Origin of the sequence: Azospirillum sp. TSO5 (assembly GCF_003116065.1) — a bacterium.
Lineage (GTDB): Bacteria > Pseudomonadota > Alphaproteobacteria > Azospirillales > Azospirillaceae > Azospirillum.
In genome coordinates this window covers 1-17,655 of the sequence record NZ_LGQY01000065.1, presented here as the reverse complement: position 1 = coordinate 17,655, position 17,655 = coordinate 1, and the positions used below count along the sequence as shown (strand labels likewise).

17 protein-coding genes are annotated in these 17,655 nt (G+C 65.9%); 9 read left to right on the top strand and 8 right to left on the bottom strand.

Features of this window, described 5'->3' with window-relative positions:
* The first annotated feature begins 115 nt into the window (after window positions 1-115).
* The 6 genes from TSO5_RS18055 (at window position 116) to TSO5_RS18030 (ending at window position 8,599) form a co-directional block, all read left to right on the top strand.
* Window positions 116-2,761 carry a glycosyltransferase gene (locus TSO5_RS18055; protein ID WP_109152851.1) on the top strand — a complete coding sequence of 882 codons (2,646 nt, stop codon included), beginning with the start codon at window positions 116-118 and terminating at the stop codon, window positions 2,759-2,761.
* Window positions 2,762-2,958: 197 nt separating this feature from the next.
* Entirely contained in the window at window positions 2,959-4,041 is a 1,083-nt protein-coding gene (locus TSO5_RS18050; protein WP_109152850.1) for a phosphotransferase family protein, read from the top strand.
* Window positions 4,041-4,433 carry a DUF6285 domain-containing protein gene (locus TSO5_RS18045; protein WP_109152849.1) on the top strand — a complete coding sequence of 131 codons (393 nt, stop codon included), beginning with the start codon at window positions 4,041-4,043 and terminating at the stop codon, window positions 4,431-4,433. Before TSO5_RS18050 ends, TSO5_RS18045 begins: the two co-directional genes overlap by 1 nt.
* A gap of 136 nt (window positions 4,434-4,569) precedes the next feature.
* Window positions 4,570-6,711: an excinuclease ABC subunit UvrB gene (gene uvrB / locus TSO5_RS18040; RefSeq protein ID WP_109152848.1), complete on the top strand. Its 2,142-nt coding sequence runs from the start codon at window positions 4,570-4,572 to the stop codon at window positions 6,709-6,711.
* A gap of 80 nt (window positions 6,712-6,791) precedes the next feature.
* The gene (locus tag TSO5_RS18035; protein WP_247870810.1) at window positions 6,792-7,691 is read left to right on the top strand and encodes a lytic transglycosylase domain-containing protein; all 900 of its coding nucleotides are present in this window, start codon (window positions 6,792-6,794) and stop codon (window positions 7,689-7,691) included.
* Window positions 7,692-7,741: 50 nt separating this feature from the next.
* On the top strand, window positions 7,742-8,599 hold the full coding sequence (locus TSO5_RS18030) for an alpha/beta hydrolase (RefSeq protein WP_286208737.1): 858 nt from the start codon (window positions 7,742-7,744) through the stop codon (window positions 8,597-8,599).
* Window positions 8,600-8,641: 42 nt separating this feature from the next.
* On the opposite strand, the gene TSO5_RS18025 is transcribed toward TSO5_RS18030, so the two are convergent.
* Window positions 8,642-9,769, bottom strand: a complete 1,128-nt coding sequence (locus TSO5_RS18025) for an alpha/beta hydrolase (protein WP_247870809.1) — start codon at window positions 9,767-9,769, stop codon at window positions 8,642-8,644.
* Between the two features lie 229 nt (window positions 9,770-9,998).
* Between TSO5_RS18025 and TSO5_RS18020 the strand changes: the two genes are divergently transcribed.
* Window positions 9,999-10,487: a hypothetical protein gene (locus tag TSO5_RS18020; RefSeq protein ID WP_109152845.1), complete on the top strand. Its 489-nt coding sequence runs from the start codon at window positions 9,999-10,001 to the stop codon at window positions 10,485-10,487.
* Window positions 10,488-10,490: 3 nt separating this feature from the next.
* Here TSO5_RS18020 and TSO5_RS18015 read toward each other — a convergent pair whose 3' ends face one another.
* Window positions 10,491-11,135 carry a GNAT family N-acetyltransferase gene (locus TSO5_RS18015; protein WP_109152877.1) on the bottom strand — a complete coding sequence of 215 codons (645 nt, stop codon included), beginning with the start codon at window positions 11,133-11,135 and terminating at the stop codon, window positions 10,491-10,493.
* Window positions 11,136-11,524: 389 nt separating this feature from the next.
* Here TSO5_RS18015 and TSO5_RS32740 point away from each other — a divergent pair, with 389 nt between their 5' ends.
* Window positions 11,525-11,695 carry a hypothetical protein gene (locus TSO5_RS32740; protein ID WP_158282444.1) on the top strand — a complete coding sequence of 57 codons (171 nt, stop codon included), beginning with the start codon at window positions 11,525-11,527 and terminating at the stop codon, window positions 11,693-11,695.
* 99 nt (window positions 11,696-11,794) lie between these two features.
* Here TSO5_RS32740 and TSO5_RS18010 read toward each other — a convergent pair whose 3' ends face one another.
* The 5 genes from TSO5_RS18010 to TSO5_RS32290 form a co-directional block, all read right to left on the bottom strand.
* Window positions 11,795-13,141 carry a globin-coupled sensor protein gene (locus tag TSO5_RS18010; protein WP_109152844.1) on the bottom strand — a complete coding sequence of 449 codons (1,347 nt, stop codon included), beginning with the start codon at window positions 13,139-13,141 and terminating at the stop codon, window positions 11,795-11,797.
* 356 nt (window positions 13,142-13,497) lie between these two features.
* Window positions 13,498-14,388 (bottom strand): RNA polymerase sigma factor RpoH, encoded by an 891-nt coding sequence (gene rpoH / locus TSO5_RS18005; protein ID WP_109152843.1) that lies wholly within the window; start codon window positions 14,386-14,388, stop codon window positions 13,498-13,500.
* A gap of 727 nt (window positions 14,389-15,115) precedes the next feature.
* On the bottom strand, window positions 15,116-15,526 hold the full coding sequence (locus tag TSO5_RS18000) for a MucR family transcriptional regulator (RefSeq protein ID WP_109152842.1): 411 nt from the start codon (window positions 15,524-15,526) through the stop codon (window positions 15,116-15,118).
* A gap of 35 nt (window positions 15,527-15,561) precedes the next feature.
* Window positions 15,562-15,837 carry an HU family DNA-binding protein gene (locus tag TSO5_RS17995; RefSeq protein WP_012974184.1) on the bottom strand — a complete coding sequence of 92 codons (276 nt, stop codon included), beginning with the start codon at window positions 15,835-15,837 and terminating at the stop codon, window positions 15,562-15,564.
* A gap of 113 nt (window positions 15,838-15,950) precedes the next feature.
* Window positions 15,951-16,247, bottom strand: coding sequence for a hypothetical protein (locus TSO5_RS32290; RefSeq protein ID WP_146203797.1), 297 nt, complete (start codon window positions 16,245-16,247; stop codon window positions 15,951-15,953).
* 25 nt (window positions 16,248-16,272) lie between these two features.
* Here TSO5_RS32290 and TSO5_RS17990 point away from each other — a divergent pair, with 25 nt between their 5' ends.
* The gene (locus tag TSO5_RS17990) at window positions 16,273-17,265 is read left to right on the top strand and encodes a TerC family protein (protein WP_109152841.1); all 993 of its coding nucleotides are present in this window, start codon (window positions 16,273-16,275) and stop codon (window positions 17,263-17,265) included.
* A gap of 52 nt (window positions 17,266-17,317) precedes the next feature.
* Here TSO5_RS17990 and TSO5_RS17985 read toward each other — a convergent pair.
* A partial coding sequence (locus TSO5_RS17985) for a hypothetical protein (protein WP_109152840.1) occupies window positions 17,318-17,655 on the bottom strand: 338 nt, incomplete at its 5' end.

Here is a 17,655-nt window from a genome sequence, read left to right as displayed (position 1 = left end):
CTCCGCAGCGCACAAAAAATTTTTGGAAGTGACGGAATAGGGAAGTCGGTCTGCCCGTTTGTGCGGATGTCCGGTGGCGAACGGCCACCCAGCAACAGGGCAACGCGAACTCCCCATGAGCAACCCGAAGAACTCGATCCGGCGCGCAGCCATCGCCGCCGCACTGCTGGCCGTGACCGCCGGCCACGCGTCCTTCTGGTCCTGGCGCAACGCGCCCACGGCGGTGGACGCGGAACCCGGCCGCATCGAATCCGTGTCCTATTCGCCTTCGGGCCGCAATTACGATCCCAACCACCAGCCGATCGTCCCGCGCAAGGACATCGAGAAGGACATGACCGCCATTGCCGGCTTCGCCGATGGCGTCCGTACCTACTCGACGCTCGGCTCGCAGGGCGAGGTGCCTGAGATCGCGGTGTCCAAGGGGTTGGACGTCACGCTCGGCATCTGGCTGAGCAAGGACAAAGTCCGCAACGAGCGCGAAGTGCTGCACGGCATCGCGCTGGCCAAGGAATTCCGCGGCATCAAGCGCATCGTCGTCGGCAACGAGACGCTGCTGCGTGCCGAACTGACCGACGCCGAACTGGCCGGCTACATCAAGCGCGTGCGCGCCGCCGTTCCGGCTTCGATCAAGGTCGGCACCGCCGACGTGTGGTCGGAGATGGTCAAGGCCGATGCCACGGTGAAGGCGTCCGACTTCATGGGCGTCCACGTGCTGCCCTACTGGGAAGGCGTGCCGGTCACCGATGCGCTGACCTGGATCCGCGACCGGCTCGACACCGTGCGCAAGGCGCATCCGGGCAAGCAGCTGTTCGTGGGCGAGGTGGGCTGGCCGTCGGGCGGCGAGAACTTCCACGACGCCTATCCGACGCCGGAGGCGCAGGCCGCTGTCGTTCGTGGGTTCGCGGCGGAAGCCAACGCTCTCGGCATCCATTACAACGTCGTCGAAGCCTTCGACGGCATCTGGAAGTCGACCATCGAAGGCTCGCCCGGCCCGACCTGGGGCGTGCTGGATGCCGACCGTCAGCCGAAATGGTCGATGACCGGTGCGGTCGCCGCCCCCTATGGCGACCGGGTCGGTGCGGGCGTCGCGCTCGCCGTCGGCCTCGCCCTGTCGGCTTTCGCGGTGTTCCGCCGCCGGACCAATGCCGGTTTCGCGCTGGCCGCCTCGATGGGCGCCAACATCATCGGCTTCGCCATCGGTTCCGCCGTGGCCGGTGCCTTCGCCGAGTATCTGACCTTCGGTGCGCTGACCACCTGGGGCTCCGCCTTCGCGCTGGGCGCCCTGATGATGAGCGTCGCCTTCGCCGATCTGGTGGACGTTGCCCGCCGGCTGCTGACCGGCCGCGCCCCGGCGCTGCTGCCGCATGCCGTGCCCAGCATCGACCACAAGCCGATGGTCTCCATCCACGTCGCCGCTTGCCGCGAGCAGCCGGACGTGCTGAACGCCACGCTGGCCTCGCTGTCGCGTCTGGACTACCCGAACTATGAGGTCGTCGTCCTCATCAACAACACCGAGGAGGAGCATCTCGTCCGTCCGGTGGAGGAGATGTGCCGGGCGCTGGGTCCGAAGTTCAAGTTCCACTGGTACAAGAAGATCTCCGGCTTCAAGGCCGGCGCCCTGAACGCCGCTCTGCGCCACACCGATCCGTCGGCCGAAATCGTCGCCGTGCTGGATGCCGACTACACGGTGTCGCCCGAATGGTTGTCGAAGCTGGCCCCGACCTTCGCCGATCCGTCGGTCGGCATCGTCCAGGCCCCGCAGGAGCACCGCGACGGCCACGAGACGGCGCTGAAGGCCGCCATGACCGCCGAATACCGCCCCTTCTTCGACGTCGGTATGCAGGAGGGCGTGTCGAGCCAAGCCTTCATCTGCCACGGCACGATGATCATGCTCCGCCGCTCGGCGATGGATCAGGTCGGCGGCTGGTCGGAAGCCGGCATCTGCGAGGACACCGAACTGGGCCTGCGCATTCTGTCGGCCGGCTACCGCGCCGCCTACACCGACGAGCGGCTGGGCGCCGGTCTGGCCCCGGACAACTTCATGCAGTTCCGCAAGCAGCGTGACCGCTGGGTGTTCGGCTCCACGCAGATCGTCCGCGCCCACTGGAAGAAGTTCCTGCCGGGTTCGGCCGAGCTGAGCGCGCGGCAGAAGCTGGGCTACGTCACCAACTGGATCCGCTGGTGGTCCGACGCCGTCGGCCTGTTCGCCGCCGCCGCCGCCGTGGTCTGGACCTTCGCCTCGCTGGTTCTGCCGCTGCACCTGCCGCCGGTGGCCGCCACCGCCGCCGTGCTGGGTGCCCTGGTCCTGCGTGCCGGTTCCAGCCTGCTGGCCTCGCGCTACGCCTCCGGCAACAGCTGGAAGGAGAGCCTGGGTGCCTGCGCGGTCGGCATGGCGTTGTCCACCACCGTCGCCCTGGCCGTCGTCCGTGGCCTGTTCCGCAAACAGGATGCCTTCCGGGTGACCGCCAAGGGCGGCAAGCGCACCGCCGGCCGTTTCTGCGCCAAGCCGGAAGCCTGGCTGTCCGCCGCCCTGGTCGCCTCGTCGGCCACCGCGGCCCTGGTCAACCCGCTGGGCACCCTGTCGCTGGAGCTGTGGTCGGTTCTGCTCGCCGCCATGGCGGTGCCGAACCTGATGGCCGTCGCCTTCGGTATCGGTGACATGCTGCCGGTCCGCGAGGCCAAGCCGGCCCCGGTCCCCGCCACCCAGCAGGCCAACACGGCCGGCCAGGAGCAGGCGGCGAACCGTCCGGTCGCGGCGTAAGCTCTCTCCGCTTTATGCAAAAGTCGGCCCCTTTCCCGCCTGCCCGGCGGGGGAGGGGCCGACTTTTTTGGGGGTGGATTCGCTTTTTTGACCAAGGTGAAACTTGTCGGCAACAGCCCTTCGTGCCTACCATCGACGCCATATTTGCACGAGACGCGCGGGCCAACGCGCCAAGCAATCTCTGAAGGGAGAACGCCATGCACGTCGTGAAAGCGTCCGACCAGTCCCCGCCTTCGCTGCTGTCCGGTGACAACCGGGTTCGTCTGGAGAATTGGCTGGCCGCTCAGGCCGGCGCATCCCGCATCGTGGTGACGGAGGATGGACGGCTCGGTGGTGGTGCAATCTCCTTGAACCTGGCGGTGACGCTGGACATCGACGGCGGACCGCTGGCCGGGCGCCATGCCTGCGTGCTGCGGGCGGAGGGTGGCGGGCGCATCTCCGCCAGCATCGGCAAGCTGCGGGAGTTCGTGGTGCTGCGTGCCGCCTTCGCCGGCGGGGTGATGGCGCCGGAACCGCTGTTCGCCTGCGACGACCCGGCCGTGCTGGGCCATGATTTCTACATCATGCGCCGCGCCGAGGGGCTGGGCGCCGGCCATGCGGTGACGCGGTCGGAAGCGGGCCAACCGGAACTGGCGCGCGAGCTTGGCCGGCAACTCGGCCTGCTGCACCGGATCGCCCCGGAGACCGAGGGGCTGGAGCGGTTGGGCGAGGTGCCGGAATGCCCGGCGCAGGAGACGCTCGCCCAGTATCGCCGCTGGTTCGGCGACCTTGGGCGCCGCGATCCGGTGATCGCCTGGGGCCTGCGCTGGATGGAGGTCAACGCGCCGTTGCCGGGGGCGGTGGTGCTGTGCCATCGCGATTTCCGCACCGGCAACTATCTGGTCAAGGACGGCGCGCTGACCGCGATTCTGGATTGGGAGTTCGCCGGATTCAGCGACCCGATGGAGGATCTGGGCTGGTTCTGCGCCCGCTCCTGGCGGTTCCGCCGGCCCGACCGCGAGGCGGGCGGCATCGCCGACCGGGCGGACTTCTATGCCGGCTATGAGGAGACCTCCGGCCGCCGCGTCGATCCGGCGCGCGTCGCCTATTGGGAGACGGCCGCTTACCTGCGCTGGGCGGCCATCGCGGTGGAGCAGGGGCTGCGCCACAGCTCCGGTGCCGAGCCGTCGCTGGAACTGGCGCTGACCGGGCGGATGTTGCCGGAGATCGAGATGGACATGCTGCGCCATCTCCGCGCCATCGGCGGCATGGCGTCCGGTGCGGTGGAGAAGGTGGCCTGATGCGCGCCAATCCCGACGCCCGCGGTCTGCTGCAGATCGCCGCCTCCACCTTCCGTGCCGATGTACTTCCCCATGTGGCGCCGGAAGCGCGCTTCGCCGCGCTGATGGTCGCCAACGCGCTGGAGATCGCCGAGCGCGAATTGAAGGGGTTGGACACCGCCGGCCATTCGATGCTGGCGGCCCTTGCCCTGCTCTATGGCGAGGATGCCGACGACGCCCTGTCCGGCGACGATCTGCGCAAGCGGGTGGAGGCTCTGCAGCACCGACTGTGCATCGAGATCGGCGCCGGTGATTTCGACCACGAAGGCCAGGACGTGCTGATGGATTCGCTGGAGGCCATTGTCCAGGCGCGTCTGGGAATCTCGAACCCGAAGGCGCTGGGACAACAGTAAGGCGGTTCCAGGTCGGTGCTGCGTCTCGCCCTGCACGGGATGCAGTGCCGCTCAGCCTGCGCTCGACAGACGGGGGCGTTGCGGCCATATAATCGGTTCCCGTTCCGTACCCCTCCTCTGATCGGATCGCCGCCCCATGGCAAGTCCCGTTCTGTCCGCCATTCCCGCCCGGCCGCTCGCGAAGCTGGAAGCCGGAAAGCAGTTCGTCATTTCGTCGGAATTCGAACCCGCGGGCGACCAGCCGAATGCGATTGAGGAGCTGACTGCCGGGCTGCGGCAGGGCGAGAAGGATCAGGTGTTGCTGGGCGTCACCGGGTCGGGCAAGACCTTCACCATGGCGCACGTCATCCAGACGGTGCAGCGTCCGACGCTGATTTTAGCGCCCAACAAGACGCTGGCGGCGCAGCTGTATGGCGAGATGAAGTCATTCTTCCCGAACAATGCGGTAGAATACTTCGTCTCCTACTACGACTATTATCAGCCGGAAGCCTACGTCCCGCGCACCGACACCTATATCGAGAAGGAATCCTCGATCAACGAGCAGATCGACCGTATGCGCCATTCGGCGACGCGGGCTCTGCTGGAGCGCGACGACGTCATCATCGTCGCGTCGGTGTCCTGCATCTACGGTATCGGCTCGGTCGAGACCTATTCGGAGATGACCGTCGATCTGCGCAAGGGCGAGGTGATCGCCCAGCCGGAGCTGCTGCGCAAGTTGACGGAGCTTCAGTACAAGCGCAACGACGCAGCCTTCGGCCGCGGCCTGTTCCGCGTGCGCGGCGACACGGTGGAGCTGTTCCCGGCCCACATGGAAGACCGGGCGTGGCGCATCTCGCTGTTCGGCGACGAGATCGAAGGCATCCACGAGATCGATCCGCTGACCGGAGAAAAGCTCGCGGCGCTGGAGGCCGTGCGCGTCTACCCGAACAGCCACTATGTGACGCCGAAGCCGACGCTGAATCAGGCGATCAACCAGATCAAGAAGGACCTGAAGGACCGGCTGGAGGAGTTCGCCGCCGAGGGCAAGCTGCTGGAAGCGCAACGGCTGGAACAGCGCACCACCTTCGACATCGAGATGATGGCGGCAACCGGGTCCTGTGCCGGTATCGAGAACTATTCCCGCTACTTGACCGGCCGCGCGGCGGGCGACCCACCGCCGACCCTGTTCGAGTATCTGCCGGGCGACGCGTTGCTGATCGTCGACGAGAGCCACGTCATGGTGCCGCAGATCGGCGGCATGTATCGCGGCGACTTGGTGCGGAAATCGACGCTGTCCGATTACGGCTTCCGCCTGCCCAGCGCCAAGGACAACCGGCCGCTGAAGTTCGAGGAATGGGAGGGGATGCGGCCGCAGACGGTCTTCGTTTCCGCCACCCCCGGCCCGTGGGAGTTGGAGCGCACCGGCGGCGTCTTCACCGAGCAGTTGGTCCGCCCGACCGGCCTGATCGACCCGCCGGTGATCGTCCGTCCGACCGAAACCCAGGTCGATGACCTGATCGGCGAATGCAAGGAGGTGGTCGCCAAGGGCTATCGCGTGCTGGTCACCACCCTGACCAAGAAGATGGCGGAGGCGCTGACCGAGTACATGCACGAGGCGGGATTGCGCGTGCGCTACATCCACTCCGACGTGGAGACGCTGGAGCGCATCGAGATCATCCGCGACCTGCGGCTGGGCGCCTATGACGTGCTGGTCGGCATCAACCTGCTGCGCGAGGGGTTGGACATCCCGGAATGCGCGCTGGTGGCGATCCTGGATGCCGACAAGGAAGGCTATCTACGTTCCAAGACCTCGCTGATCCAGACCATCGGCCGTGCGGCGCGCAACGTCGATGGCCGGGCGATCCTCTATGCCGACAAGATCACCGACAGCATGAAGTACGCCATCGACGAGACGGCCCGCCGCCGCGAGAAGCAGATGGCCTACAACCTGGAACACGGCATCACGCCGGAATCGGTGAAGAAGGCCATCGGCGACATTTTGGAAAGCGTGTTCGAGCGCGGCGACCATGTGACGGTAAAGACCGGTCTGAACGCCAACGAGCTGGTCGGGCACAACCTCAAGAACGTCATCGCCGATCTGGAAAAGCGCATGCGCGCCGCCGCCGCCGATCTGGAATTCGAAGAGGCCGCCCGCCTGCGCGACGAGCTGCGCCGGCTGGAGGCGATGGATCTGGGACTGGAGACCCCTGGCAGCATCGGAATCAGCAGCGCCCGCCAGGGCCGCGGCATTCCCGAAGGCGCTCCGAAGAAGCAGGGCCGCCGCCGCCGGGGACCTTGACCAGCCCTTGTCGTCGGCAGGTTGCAACACCATACTTCCGCTTCCCGCGGAATGATGCGGGAAAGCAGGAGGGTCGAGGTTTGCTGGTTCGTCGTGTCGTGATGGTGCCGTTGATTGCGCTGGTGCTGTGGGGCGCCGGCATCGCGTCGGCACCCATTGCCACAGCGGCGGATGCCAAATCCGCAGCGAAGCCGGACGCGGTGGCCGAACTGCCCCCACCCTCGCTCAAGGCCAAATCCACCGATTGCGAACTGGCCGAGCAGGGCGACGCCAATGCCGCCTTCCGGCTGGCCCGCCGTTATCTGTTCGGAAAAGGCGTGCGCAAGGACCGGCGGCTCGGCACCGCGTGGCTGCGCGCCGCCGCCTCGCGCGGGCATCCGGAGGCGCGGCGGCTGGTCAATTACGTTCCCGGCCGCATGGGGCGCATCCGTCCCTGGTGCCGTCCCGGTGGCGGCCCGGTGCGCGAGATCGGTCCTCCCCCGGCGGAGGTGGTGGCGCTGGTCAACTCGATCGCGCCGAAATACGGTATCGACCCGGCGCTGGTGCTGGCGGTGATCCAGGCGGAAAGCGCCTTCCGCACCGATGCGATGTCGCCGAAGGACGCTGCCGGGCTGATGCAGCTGATCCCCGACACGGCCGACCGCTTCGGCGTCGGCGACGTCTTCGACCCCAAGCAAAACATCACCGGCGGGGTGAAGTATCTGCGCTGGCTGCTGGCCTATTTCCAGGGCGACGTGACGCTGGCGCTGGCCGGCTACAATGCCGGCGAACGGGCGGTCGACCGCTACAAGGGCGTTCCGCCCTATGCGGAGACACGCAACTATGTCCGTATCATCCGCCGCATTTACGACGATACCCGGCACCCCTTCGACCGATCAGTGGCGGAACCGTCGCCGGCACTGCCCGCCATCCGCGCCGCCGCCGGACGCGATGCGGAGGCGGAGTTGCCACGCGGCGCCAAATCGCCGAAAAAGGGATGAGCCCGTTGAATCGGGAAGTCAAATCCGAACAGGAGTGCCCGCCCGTGCCGATGTCCGAACGCAACGTCCTCGGCCTCAGCGCCGCCGGGTTCCACAAGATCGCCTACACCCAGTGGGGGCGTGACGACGCCGCGCGGACGGCAGTGTGCGTCCATGGGCTGACCCGGAACGGCCGGGACTTCGACCGGCTGGCGCTGGCCCTGGCCGACGGCTGGCGGGTTGCCTGCCCGGACGTGGTCGGGCGCGGGCGCAGCGACTGGCTGCCGGTGCCGGCGCTTTACGGCTATCCGCAATATTGCGCCGACATGGTGGCGCTGATCGCCCGCATGGGGGTGGAGACGGTCGACTGGGTCGGCACCTCGATGGGCGGTCTGATCGGCATGACGCTGGCGGCGCAGGCCAACAGCCCGATCCGCCGCATGGTCATCAACGACGTCGGTCCCTTCATCGCCCAGGCCGGATTGCAGCGGATCGCCGACTATGTCGGCAAGGACCCGGTGTTCGAGGATCTGCCGGCGCTGGAATCCTACCTGCGCTTCGTCTTGATGGGCTTCGGCACGATCAGCGATGAATGCTGGCGCCATATGGCGGAGCACAGCGCCCGCCCGATGCCCGATGGCCGGTTCCGCCTTGCCTATGATCCCGCGATCGGGGAGGCGTTCAAGACCGCGCCCATCGCCGACGTCGATCTGTGGGCGCTATGGGACCGCGTGCGTTGCCCGGTGCTGGTCCTGCGCGGTGCGGATTCGGACCTGTTGAGCGCCGAGACGGCGGAGCGGATGGCGGCGCGCGGGCCGGGGGCGGCCGGTCTGGTGCAGGTGGTGGAATTCCCCAACACCGGCCACGCCCCGTCCCTGATGACGGACGAGCAGATCGCAATCGTCCGCAACTTCCTGGCAGAGGGCTGAGGAGGAGAGGGCGGTGGGCTGAGCGGCCCGCCGCCCTGGACGTCAGTTCACCCGGCGCAGCACGGTGTCGAGCCGGCCATGGCCGTCCTTGTCCAGCCAGCTGGCGGCAACGCGGCCGTCAGGGCGCAGGCGGTAGCGCAGGATGTTGCGGCCCTTCTCGTCGAAGACCAGTTCGCCATTCTCGATCCGGCCCTTGCGGTGGACCCGCTCGAAGGGCTGGTCGGCTTCCATGCCGGCGCCGAGCACATAGTCGGCATAGACGGCGTCGCCCTCCGCCTTTTCCACCGACAGCGCGACCTCGCGGCCATTGATGTAGCTGCCGTACCACATGCCGATGTAGGGACGGAGCGCCGCGGTCGCGTCGTTGCCCTTGGCGGAACCCGACGCGTTGGCGGGCAGGGCCGCCTGCAGCAGTTCCGCGCTGGGGCTGCGGCCCCAGGATTCGTCGCAGGGCGGATCGTTCGGGGTCGGCGGACCCTCGGCGAAGCGGACGATGCAGGCGCCGAAGCGGCGGACGAACAGGCCGGTGTTGGCGGCGCCATGGCCGGTCAGCAGCGACGGCTGGTCGACGATCAGGCTGCTCAGTCCGCGCTGTGTCAGGATGTTGCGGGCCGGCTCGGCGCGCCCGCCCGGATCGAAATCATCGCCGTGGAAGAAGAACATCATCACCCGCGCCCGGCGAACCTCGCGCAGGATCGGCCAGAGCTGGGCGGCGTTCTCGCGGTAGCTGTCGAACGCCTCGGTGAAGTTGCCGAAGGCGGCGGGGGCGGTGGCGACGACGGCGTCGATGGCGTTGGTCTGACCCGCGGCGATCAGCGAGATGAAGGCGCCGAAGGATTGACCGGTCAGGGCGACCCGGCGATATCCCTTGGCCTTCAGCGCTTCCGAATAGCTGGCGAGCGCGCGGGAGCTGTTGGGCAGCGTGTCGCTGACGCGCATGCGGTCCAGCCGATAGACGTCCCAGCCGGCGTCGCGCAGCGCCTTCATGTAGAGCGGGGTGGGCGCCTCCGAATCCTCGGAGTCCACCGAGCGGCCGTGGCTCCACACCACCGCGCCGCGCGCCTTGGCCGGGCCGGCTAGCGACGCCTCCCCATAGGCGGACTTCAGAACGATCTGGGCCGCTGCCGGATGGGCCACCGTCAAGCCCGCCGCAACAGCAATTCCGATCACCGTGACCAGTCCGAAAACAGCTCCCCGTAGTGTCCGAATCATCCCCACCGATCCCCCTGTACTGCGAGTCGGTTCAGGATTGCCGCGGTTCGTTAACGCGACCTTTCCGGCATTCCGGCTGTCACGGGCGTCCGATTTTTGTCACAAGCATGACAGCAAATAAGAATCACTCGCAATTAGAATTGAGAGGCGTTAGGATGGTCCTGCAACCGGATGAAGGAGCTGCGGCATGTGCGGGACGATGGAAGAGGGGCGGCCGTCACCCTGGACTGTGATGGACCTGACCACGGCCGAACGGGCGCTGTTGACCGGAGTTCGCCAGTGGTTCCGCGCCGGCACCGCCGGGGCAATGGCGTCGATGCGCATTGGGCTGAACGTGGCCGGCGTGCCGAACACGGCGCTGCTGCCGCTGTTCGCGCTGCTCGGCACCTTCGCGGTGGCGGGTGCCAGCAAGCCGGAGATCCGCTGTCCGGCCTGCAGCCGCATCAGCGCCGACGAGGCGGCCCTGCTGGATTCCCTGGCCGCGGTCCAGGGCGGCGATGCGGAGGTGGCGGCGCAACTGTTCGACCGCTGGCTTCCGCCGGTTGCGTTGTGCATGGCGGTCGATGCGATGAGCGAACTGGGCAGCATCCTGGATGGCGCCCGCATCTTCCTGCCGCGCAGGCGGGCGGCCCGGCTGGTGCCCCTTCCGGTGGGCGCGGCGCTGGCGGCAGAATAGCGGTCAGTCCCCCGCAAGCCGCAGGCAACGACCATTGTCGGGGCCTGCGGTGGCGGACTCCGCGCCCTCACCCAGCCGCTTGTGCAGAAGCCATTGGTCGATGGCGACACGGACCAGCCGTCCCTCGGGCGTATGGTAGAGGAACTGGCCGCGTTCCCGGCCACAATGTTCGTATCCCAGCCGTTCATAGAAGGGCAGGACGCCGGCATTGTCGCGGTCGACGCCCAACTCGGCGTAGGGGACGGCGCGCTGAATCACGACCCGCTCGGCCGCCCGCACCAGCCGGCGGCCGATGCCCAGCCCACGGAACGGCTGGAACACGCGCAGAGCCCACAGCGTGGCCCGGCCACTCGGCCGCTTGCGCAGGAAATCGATGCAGATTTGGCCGGCCGGGAAGCCGTTGACATCGGCCAGCAGCATGAAGCCGTCGCCGCGTTCCTGCAGACGGAAGGCACCCGTTATGATCTCGCGATGGGGGGTGTGCTGGCCGAACCACTCCAGGGCCGGCAAATCCTCCTGCCTCGCCGGACGGATCGTCAGTGGCAGCGCCAGAACGGCGCGTTTGCCGTCGCTATCGTCCGAATCCGCGCCGAGGCTGTCGTTGTTGGCCGTACCGTAGGAGCCGGTGCGGCGGTGTGCAGTTGCCATGATGCCGATGCCTCGCAGGTTCATCCCCGCTGCATGCCGTCGATTGGACAGCGGCTTTCGGTGACAACCCTACACGGCACGCGGTCGTTCCCACGCGGCGCTGTCGGGATAAGGCTTTTGGACAGGCGGAGCCATCACGTGGGTATAGCGAAAGTCTCTAAAATTTTCAATAAAGCAAAAATAAATCTATTGGAGAAGGTGGCGGGATGAAAGCAAGGGCTTTCAGGTAAAGATCGACCTATGAACTCGTCAGCGGGTTGAGTGGCGGAAGTCTTATTGACGCGATCGGATATGTGCTGATACTTCTTATGGACAGAGAGTTATTCTCTTCAAGAGAAAGAATCTAAATAAATTCTCTAAAATCCACGGGATCGGGCGGGGGTAAAATCATGATGAGAATTGTCAATCTGGGGCGTACGGGTCTGTTCGTGGCGATGCGGGGCGGTGTTCTCACCAGCCTGGGCGGTCGCAGCCATTGGCGCAGCGCCGACGATGTTCGCCGCGCCGCTCAGGCCGAGAATATTCCGGTCAGCGATCTGGTTGTTCGCACGATGCCGTGAACCGCCCTGTCCGGGCGGATTGGCCAGTTCAAGGCATCGATATGAAAATGGCGCGTTCCGTGGAACGCGCCATTTTCATTTCCAAACCTGTGGGTCGGATCAGCCGGCGCGGACGCGGGCAAGGAAGCGTTCGACCTCTGTCCGCAAGGTGTTGGACTGGCGAGACAGCTCGTTGGTCGCCTCCAGCACTTCACGAGCCTCTTCGCCGGCGTTGTTGGCGGAGGCGTTCACCGCGACGATGGTCTCGCTGACTTCGCGGGTACCGATCGAGGCCTGCTGGACGTTGCGGGCGATCTCGGTCGTGGCGGCACCCTGTTCCTCCATGGCGGTGGCGATGGAGGTGGAGATCTCGTTGATTCGGGCGATGGTGCCGGAGATGGAGCGGATGGCGCCGACCGCCTCCTGTGTCGCACCCTGGACGGCCCCGATCTGCGAGTTGATCTCTTCCGTCGCCTTGGCGGTCTGGTTAGCGAGGCTCTTCACCTCGCTCGCCACGACCGCGAAGCCCTTGCCGGCCTCGCCTGCGCGGGCGGCCTCGATGGTGGCGTTCAACGCCAGCAGGTTGGTCTGGCTGGCGATGTCGTGGATCAGCTTCACCACCTGACCAATGCGGCTGGCGGCGTCGGCAAGCCCCTGCACGGTGGCATTGGTCCGTTCGGCCTCCGTCATCGCGGCATTGGCGATGGCGGCCGACTGGGTCACCTGATGGCTGATTTCGCCGATGGAGGCGGTCAGCTCCTCCGCCGCTGCGGCGACCGTCTGGATGTTGACGGACGCTTCTTCCGCGGCGGCGGCGACCTGGGTCGACTGCTCGCTCGTCGTTTCAGCGGTGCGGCTCATCGCCTGGGCGGTGCCCTGGAGCTGCTGGGCGGCGCTTGCCACCGCCTGGACCACGCCCTTCACCTCGCGCTCGAAGCTGTCTGCGGTGCTGCCCAGTTCCCGCGCGATGATCGCCGCGGTGTTCAGATCGATATAGACCGACGTGGCGAGGTCCATGTCCAGGAACACCGCCTTGTTGATGGCCTGGAGGAGCTGCGACAGCTTTTCCGGCTTCTTGCGGTGGATCTGGGCGGCCAGTTCGATCAGCTTGTTCAGGGTGAAGCAGTAGGCGCCGGTATACCAGCGCGGTTCTAGCCCGATGCGCTGGTGGGTCTGACCGATCTTCAGAACCTGGCTGACATAGGCATCATCGAAGGTGCCGGTGAAGACGTTGCGCAACCAGTGCTGCTTCTGCAGTTCGCGCGCCCGGCCGGTCACTGCTGGATTGACCAGCATCGGCGCCACCTGCGGCACCGAACGGAGATAGACGTAGAATTCCTCGAGAATCTGATCGATGCGCTGCGCCAGATAGGGCTGGAACTCCCGCAGCGTCGCCTTCGTCGCCTCGTCGATGCGCAGGAAGGTGATGCGGTCAATGATCGATTGAGTCTGGGCAGCGTGCGACATGGAGCCCCTCTCCCATTTGAGATATGACTAGCGTACTAAGTATTGGAGAAAATGCAATCTTTCCCGCGAGCCGCACATCATGCGCAATCATTCGCATCTTTAAACCGGCCACTTTGTCGCACAACACCCAAAAGCAGCAATAAGCGCAATGTGTGACAACCGACTGAGACCCGGCGATAGCCTGTCCGCGCAAGAAAATGCCGGCGGGCCAAGGGCGCCGCCGGCGTGAAGGTGACAGGTCTGGAGGCAACTGGCGGGCTGAATGCCCGCGGCAACGATGCGGTGGCCGGCTGGCTGGCCGGCTCCGCAAGATCCCCGTCCGGCATCGTGTCCGCCCGACAGGGTAACCGGGTGGGTCAGGCCACCATTGGCGTGGCCGGACGGCGCAGGGCCTGCGCGGCGCTGAGCACGGCTTTCTGGAGCTTTTCGAAGGCCCTCACCTCGATCTGGCGGACCCGTTCGCGCGAAACCGAGAACTGCTGGCTCAGCGCTTCCAGCGTGGACGGATCGTCCTTCAGGCGGCGTTCGAACAGGATGCGGCGTTCACGCGCATCCAGCCGGTCCAGCGCCTGCCCGACCAGCCGGCGGCGTAGCGCCAGTTCGTCGGCATCGGCCAGCATGGTGTCCTGGGTGGGGCGGTCGTCGGCAAGCAGTTCCAACCAGTTGGTCTCGCCGTCGGTCGACAGGGTGGCGTCGAGCGAACTGTCGTTGGCAGCCAGACGGCGGTTCATCTCCACCACCTCGGTCTCCGGAACATCCAGTTCGGCGGCGATGGTGGCCACGGTCTCCGGCGACAGATCGCCCTGTTCCAACTCGGCCATCTGGCTTTTCAGGCGGCGCAGGTTGAAGAACAGCTTCTTCTGCGCGGCGGTGGTGCCCATTTTCACCAGCGACCAGCTGTGCAGAATGTATTCCTGGATCGCGGCGCGGATCCACCAGGTGGCGTAGGTGGCGAAGCGGAAACCGCGCTGCGGATCGAATTTCTGGGCCGCCTGCATCAGGCCGACATTGCCTTCGGCGACCAGATCGACCAGCGGCAGGCCGTAACCGCCGAAGCCGCGGGCGATCTTGATGACGAGGCGGAGGTGGCTGCCCACGAGTTGTTCCAGGGCCTGCGGGCTTCCGCGCTCCCGCCAGGCGATGGCGAGGTCGCGTTCGACGTCCGGCGCAAGGATGGGGAAGCGCTTGGACTCCTCGATGTAGCGGGTCAGGCTGGCGCTTTCACCGGTCAGCAGTTTCTTCAGCACGCGAATGCCTCCTCTCCAACGCTTCCTGGGACGGCCGATTTTCGAAGGCCGGCCCATGTCGGGGCCCATGGCGGGGTCGCCTTAGAGGCGATTGTCCATCGGCGGACGCAGGAATATCGTCCGTCGCTTCGGCTCTGGCTGGTTCTGGTTTGTTGTGGGGTTCTATTTTGCCCGGTGTCTCAAGGAACTGCGTCCTTTCGACAATGTTAATGTGGCCGCGGAAATGCGGCGGATCAACCCTGTAAAGGGCGTGTTCCGGGTGTTTTTCGGCGTATACCCAAGCTCTTCTTCCACCCGCACCGGCAGTCTGGGGGAGGAGGCAATCCTATGACCCAAGACCTTCGGCAAGGTGCCTTTCGGGCGGGTGTCACCCTTCCAATCGGCCGGCATCGTTCCGGGCGGGCCGCCCTTGATATGCCACCGTCATGCCGCAGCCGCGAAGTGGATCGGCGGCAGGTCGGCCACCGGTCAACAGACATAGCGGGAGGCGACTATGCCTCTGCGGCGAGGAAGGTGATAGGACCGCACACGGCCCATGAACCCTACCGGAACCCTAGATGGGAAGGCCGAGGCGCTTCGCTACCTGAACATTAGTCATAGGCCGTTGAACGGGAAGGGGGTAGCCCGCGAGATGACGCGCTGCGCAGACCGGCGGCAGGGTGCGGAAAAAGAAAAAGGCGCGCCCCTGGGGACGCGCCTCTCTCTCGACAGCGTTGGGCGTAAGCCGTTATTCGGCCGCCGCACGCTTGCGGCCAAGCCCGAGCTTGGTCGCCATCTCGGAACGCGCCTTGGCGTAATTCGGGGCGACCATCGGGTATTCCGGCGGCAGGCCCCACTTGGCGCGATATTCGTCCGGCGTCATGTCATAGACGGTCTTCAGATGCCGCTTCAGCATCTTCAGCTTCTTCCCGTCCTCCAGGCAGACGATGAATTCCGGCGTGACCGACTTCTTGATCGCGACCGCCGGAACCAGTTCGGCCTTGGCCGGGGCCGGCTTGTCGTCGCCCAGATTGCGGAAGGCCACCTGGACGCTGTTGATCAGCGTGGGCAGATCCTGAACCGGCACCGAGTTGTTGCCGACATAGGCGGCGACGACCTTGGCGGTCAGCGATTGCAATTCGGTTTGATCGATGGACATGGCTGCGCTCCCCCTGGGACGTGGTTGCGGGCGGATCAGCCGTTCACCAGATCGCGCAGCTGCTTGGCCGGCTTGAACTTCGGAGCCTTGGAGGCGGCGATCGCCACGACTTCGCCGGTGCGCGGGTTGCGGCCTTCACGGGCGGCGCGCTCGGCCACCTCGAAGATGCCGAAACCGGCCAGCCGCACATCTTCGCCGCGGCCCAGCGCGCCGGAGATGCCCTCGAACACAGCCTGAACGACCTTGGCCGCGTCGGCCTTCTTGATGCCGGCGTTGGTGGCGACGGTTTCGATCAGCTCGGCCTGGTTCATGCAAAACTCCATTTGTTCGGTTTGGTTTCGGTTTTTCGGAGTTATTGGCAGAACGGCACCATCCGCACAAGAGCGAACACAGATTGGGCAACCATCGGTGTTTTTCTTGCCGGTCATTTCTTCGCCATCTGTGGCGGCATTGCATCAAGCGCCGAGTCCCGATGCCGGTCCCGTCCATCCAGCCGCAGTTTTCCGCAGTGCGGCCGGCATTCCGACGTTGCCGGCGGTGCGACTCGCAAAGGCCAGCGAAAGACGCCGTGCGATGTTTTTGCTTTCGCCGCCTTGTCGCTGTTTGCGGCCATCTTGACCTGCGGCGCGGTGACACCATCTGCGAGGAAGTTCGGGTCCGGGCCCCTCTGACGGCCGAGGCGTCGGTCGTGATGTCGGAACCGCTTGATCTCACCGCTCACGCAGCGTCATCAAGTGGGTTTTGCAATGGACGGTTTGTTTGCAACGATTTTCCTGGAATTTCTGGGAAAACCGGTTTGGATTTGGCTCGTTTTCGTTGGGATCGTCCTGACGCTTCTGGTTCTGGACTTGGGTTTTCTCAATCGGCGCGACCATGTCATCGGCGTCGGTGAAAGCCTGAAGCTCTCCGCCTTCTACATCGCGGTCGCCATGCTGTTCGGCGGCTGGGTCTGGTGGTCGATGGGCGGCGAGGCCGGGTTGCAGTACTACACGGGCTTCTTCGTCGAGAAGAGCCTGTCACTGGACAATGTCTTCGTCATATCGCTGATCTTCAGTTATTTCGCTGTGCCCCGCGAGTTGCAGCACCGCGTGCTGTTCTGGGGCATCCTGGGCGTCATCGTGCTGCGTGGCCTGATGATCGGCGCCGGTGCCGCTCTGGTGTCGGAATTCCACTGGATTCTCTATGTCTTCGGCGCCTTCCTGCTGCTGACCGGCATCAAGATGCTGTTTGCGAAGGACGAGGAGACCGACATCGGCGAGAATGCCATCCTGCGGTTCCTGAAGCGTCGCATCCGCGTTACCGACCGCTTCCACGGCCATCACTTCATCGTCAAGCAGCCGGTGGGCGACAGCGGCGCGATGCGCTGGACGGCCACGCCGTTGCTGCTGGCGCTGATCATGGTGGAACTGGCCGATCTGGTCTTCGCGGTCGACAGCGTGCCGGCGATCTTCGCCATCACCACCGACCCGTATCTGGTCTACACCAGCAACATCTTCGCCATCCTGGGCCTGCGCGCGCTGTACTTCGCCTTGGCGGCGATGGTCCACCGCTTCCGTTATCTGAAATACGCGCTGGCGCTGGTGCTGGTGTTCATCGGCGGCAAGATTTTCTACACGCAAGTCTTCGGCAAGCCCGACCCGCTGATCGCGCTGGGCGTCACCTTCGCCCTGATCGCCGGCGGCGTGGTGGTGTCGCTGTGGAGGACCAGCCGCGAGGCCAAGGCAGCGGCTGCCGAGTAAGCGGGTTTGTTGGAATAGGGGGCGGCGCGCAAGTGCCGCCCCTTAGTCATGTTCAGAATCCCAGCCTCGCCAATTCGGCGATGCTGTCCGCGGCATTGCGGTGGAGGATGAATCGGCCACCGGCCGCCCCCCACGGGTCGCGGGCCTTCTCGCGGTCATCGACCAGGATGGCGCCGGGACTGGCGTAGCGGGCCTTGTCGCGGGCCATGCAGGTGATGACCGGCACCTCGGCCCCCAGCATGCGGGCGACCCAGCGCTTCTTCTGCTCCGGTGCCCAACTGCCCAGCGGCAAGCCTGTCAGGATGGTCGGCCGGTGCGGCGCGCAGAAAGCCCAAAGCTCCTGCGCATCATGCATGAAGTCCAGCGTGCCGAAAAAGTCGGAGTGGCGGG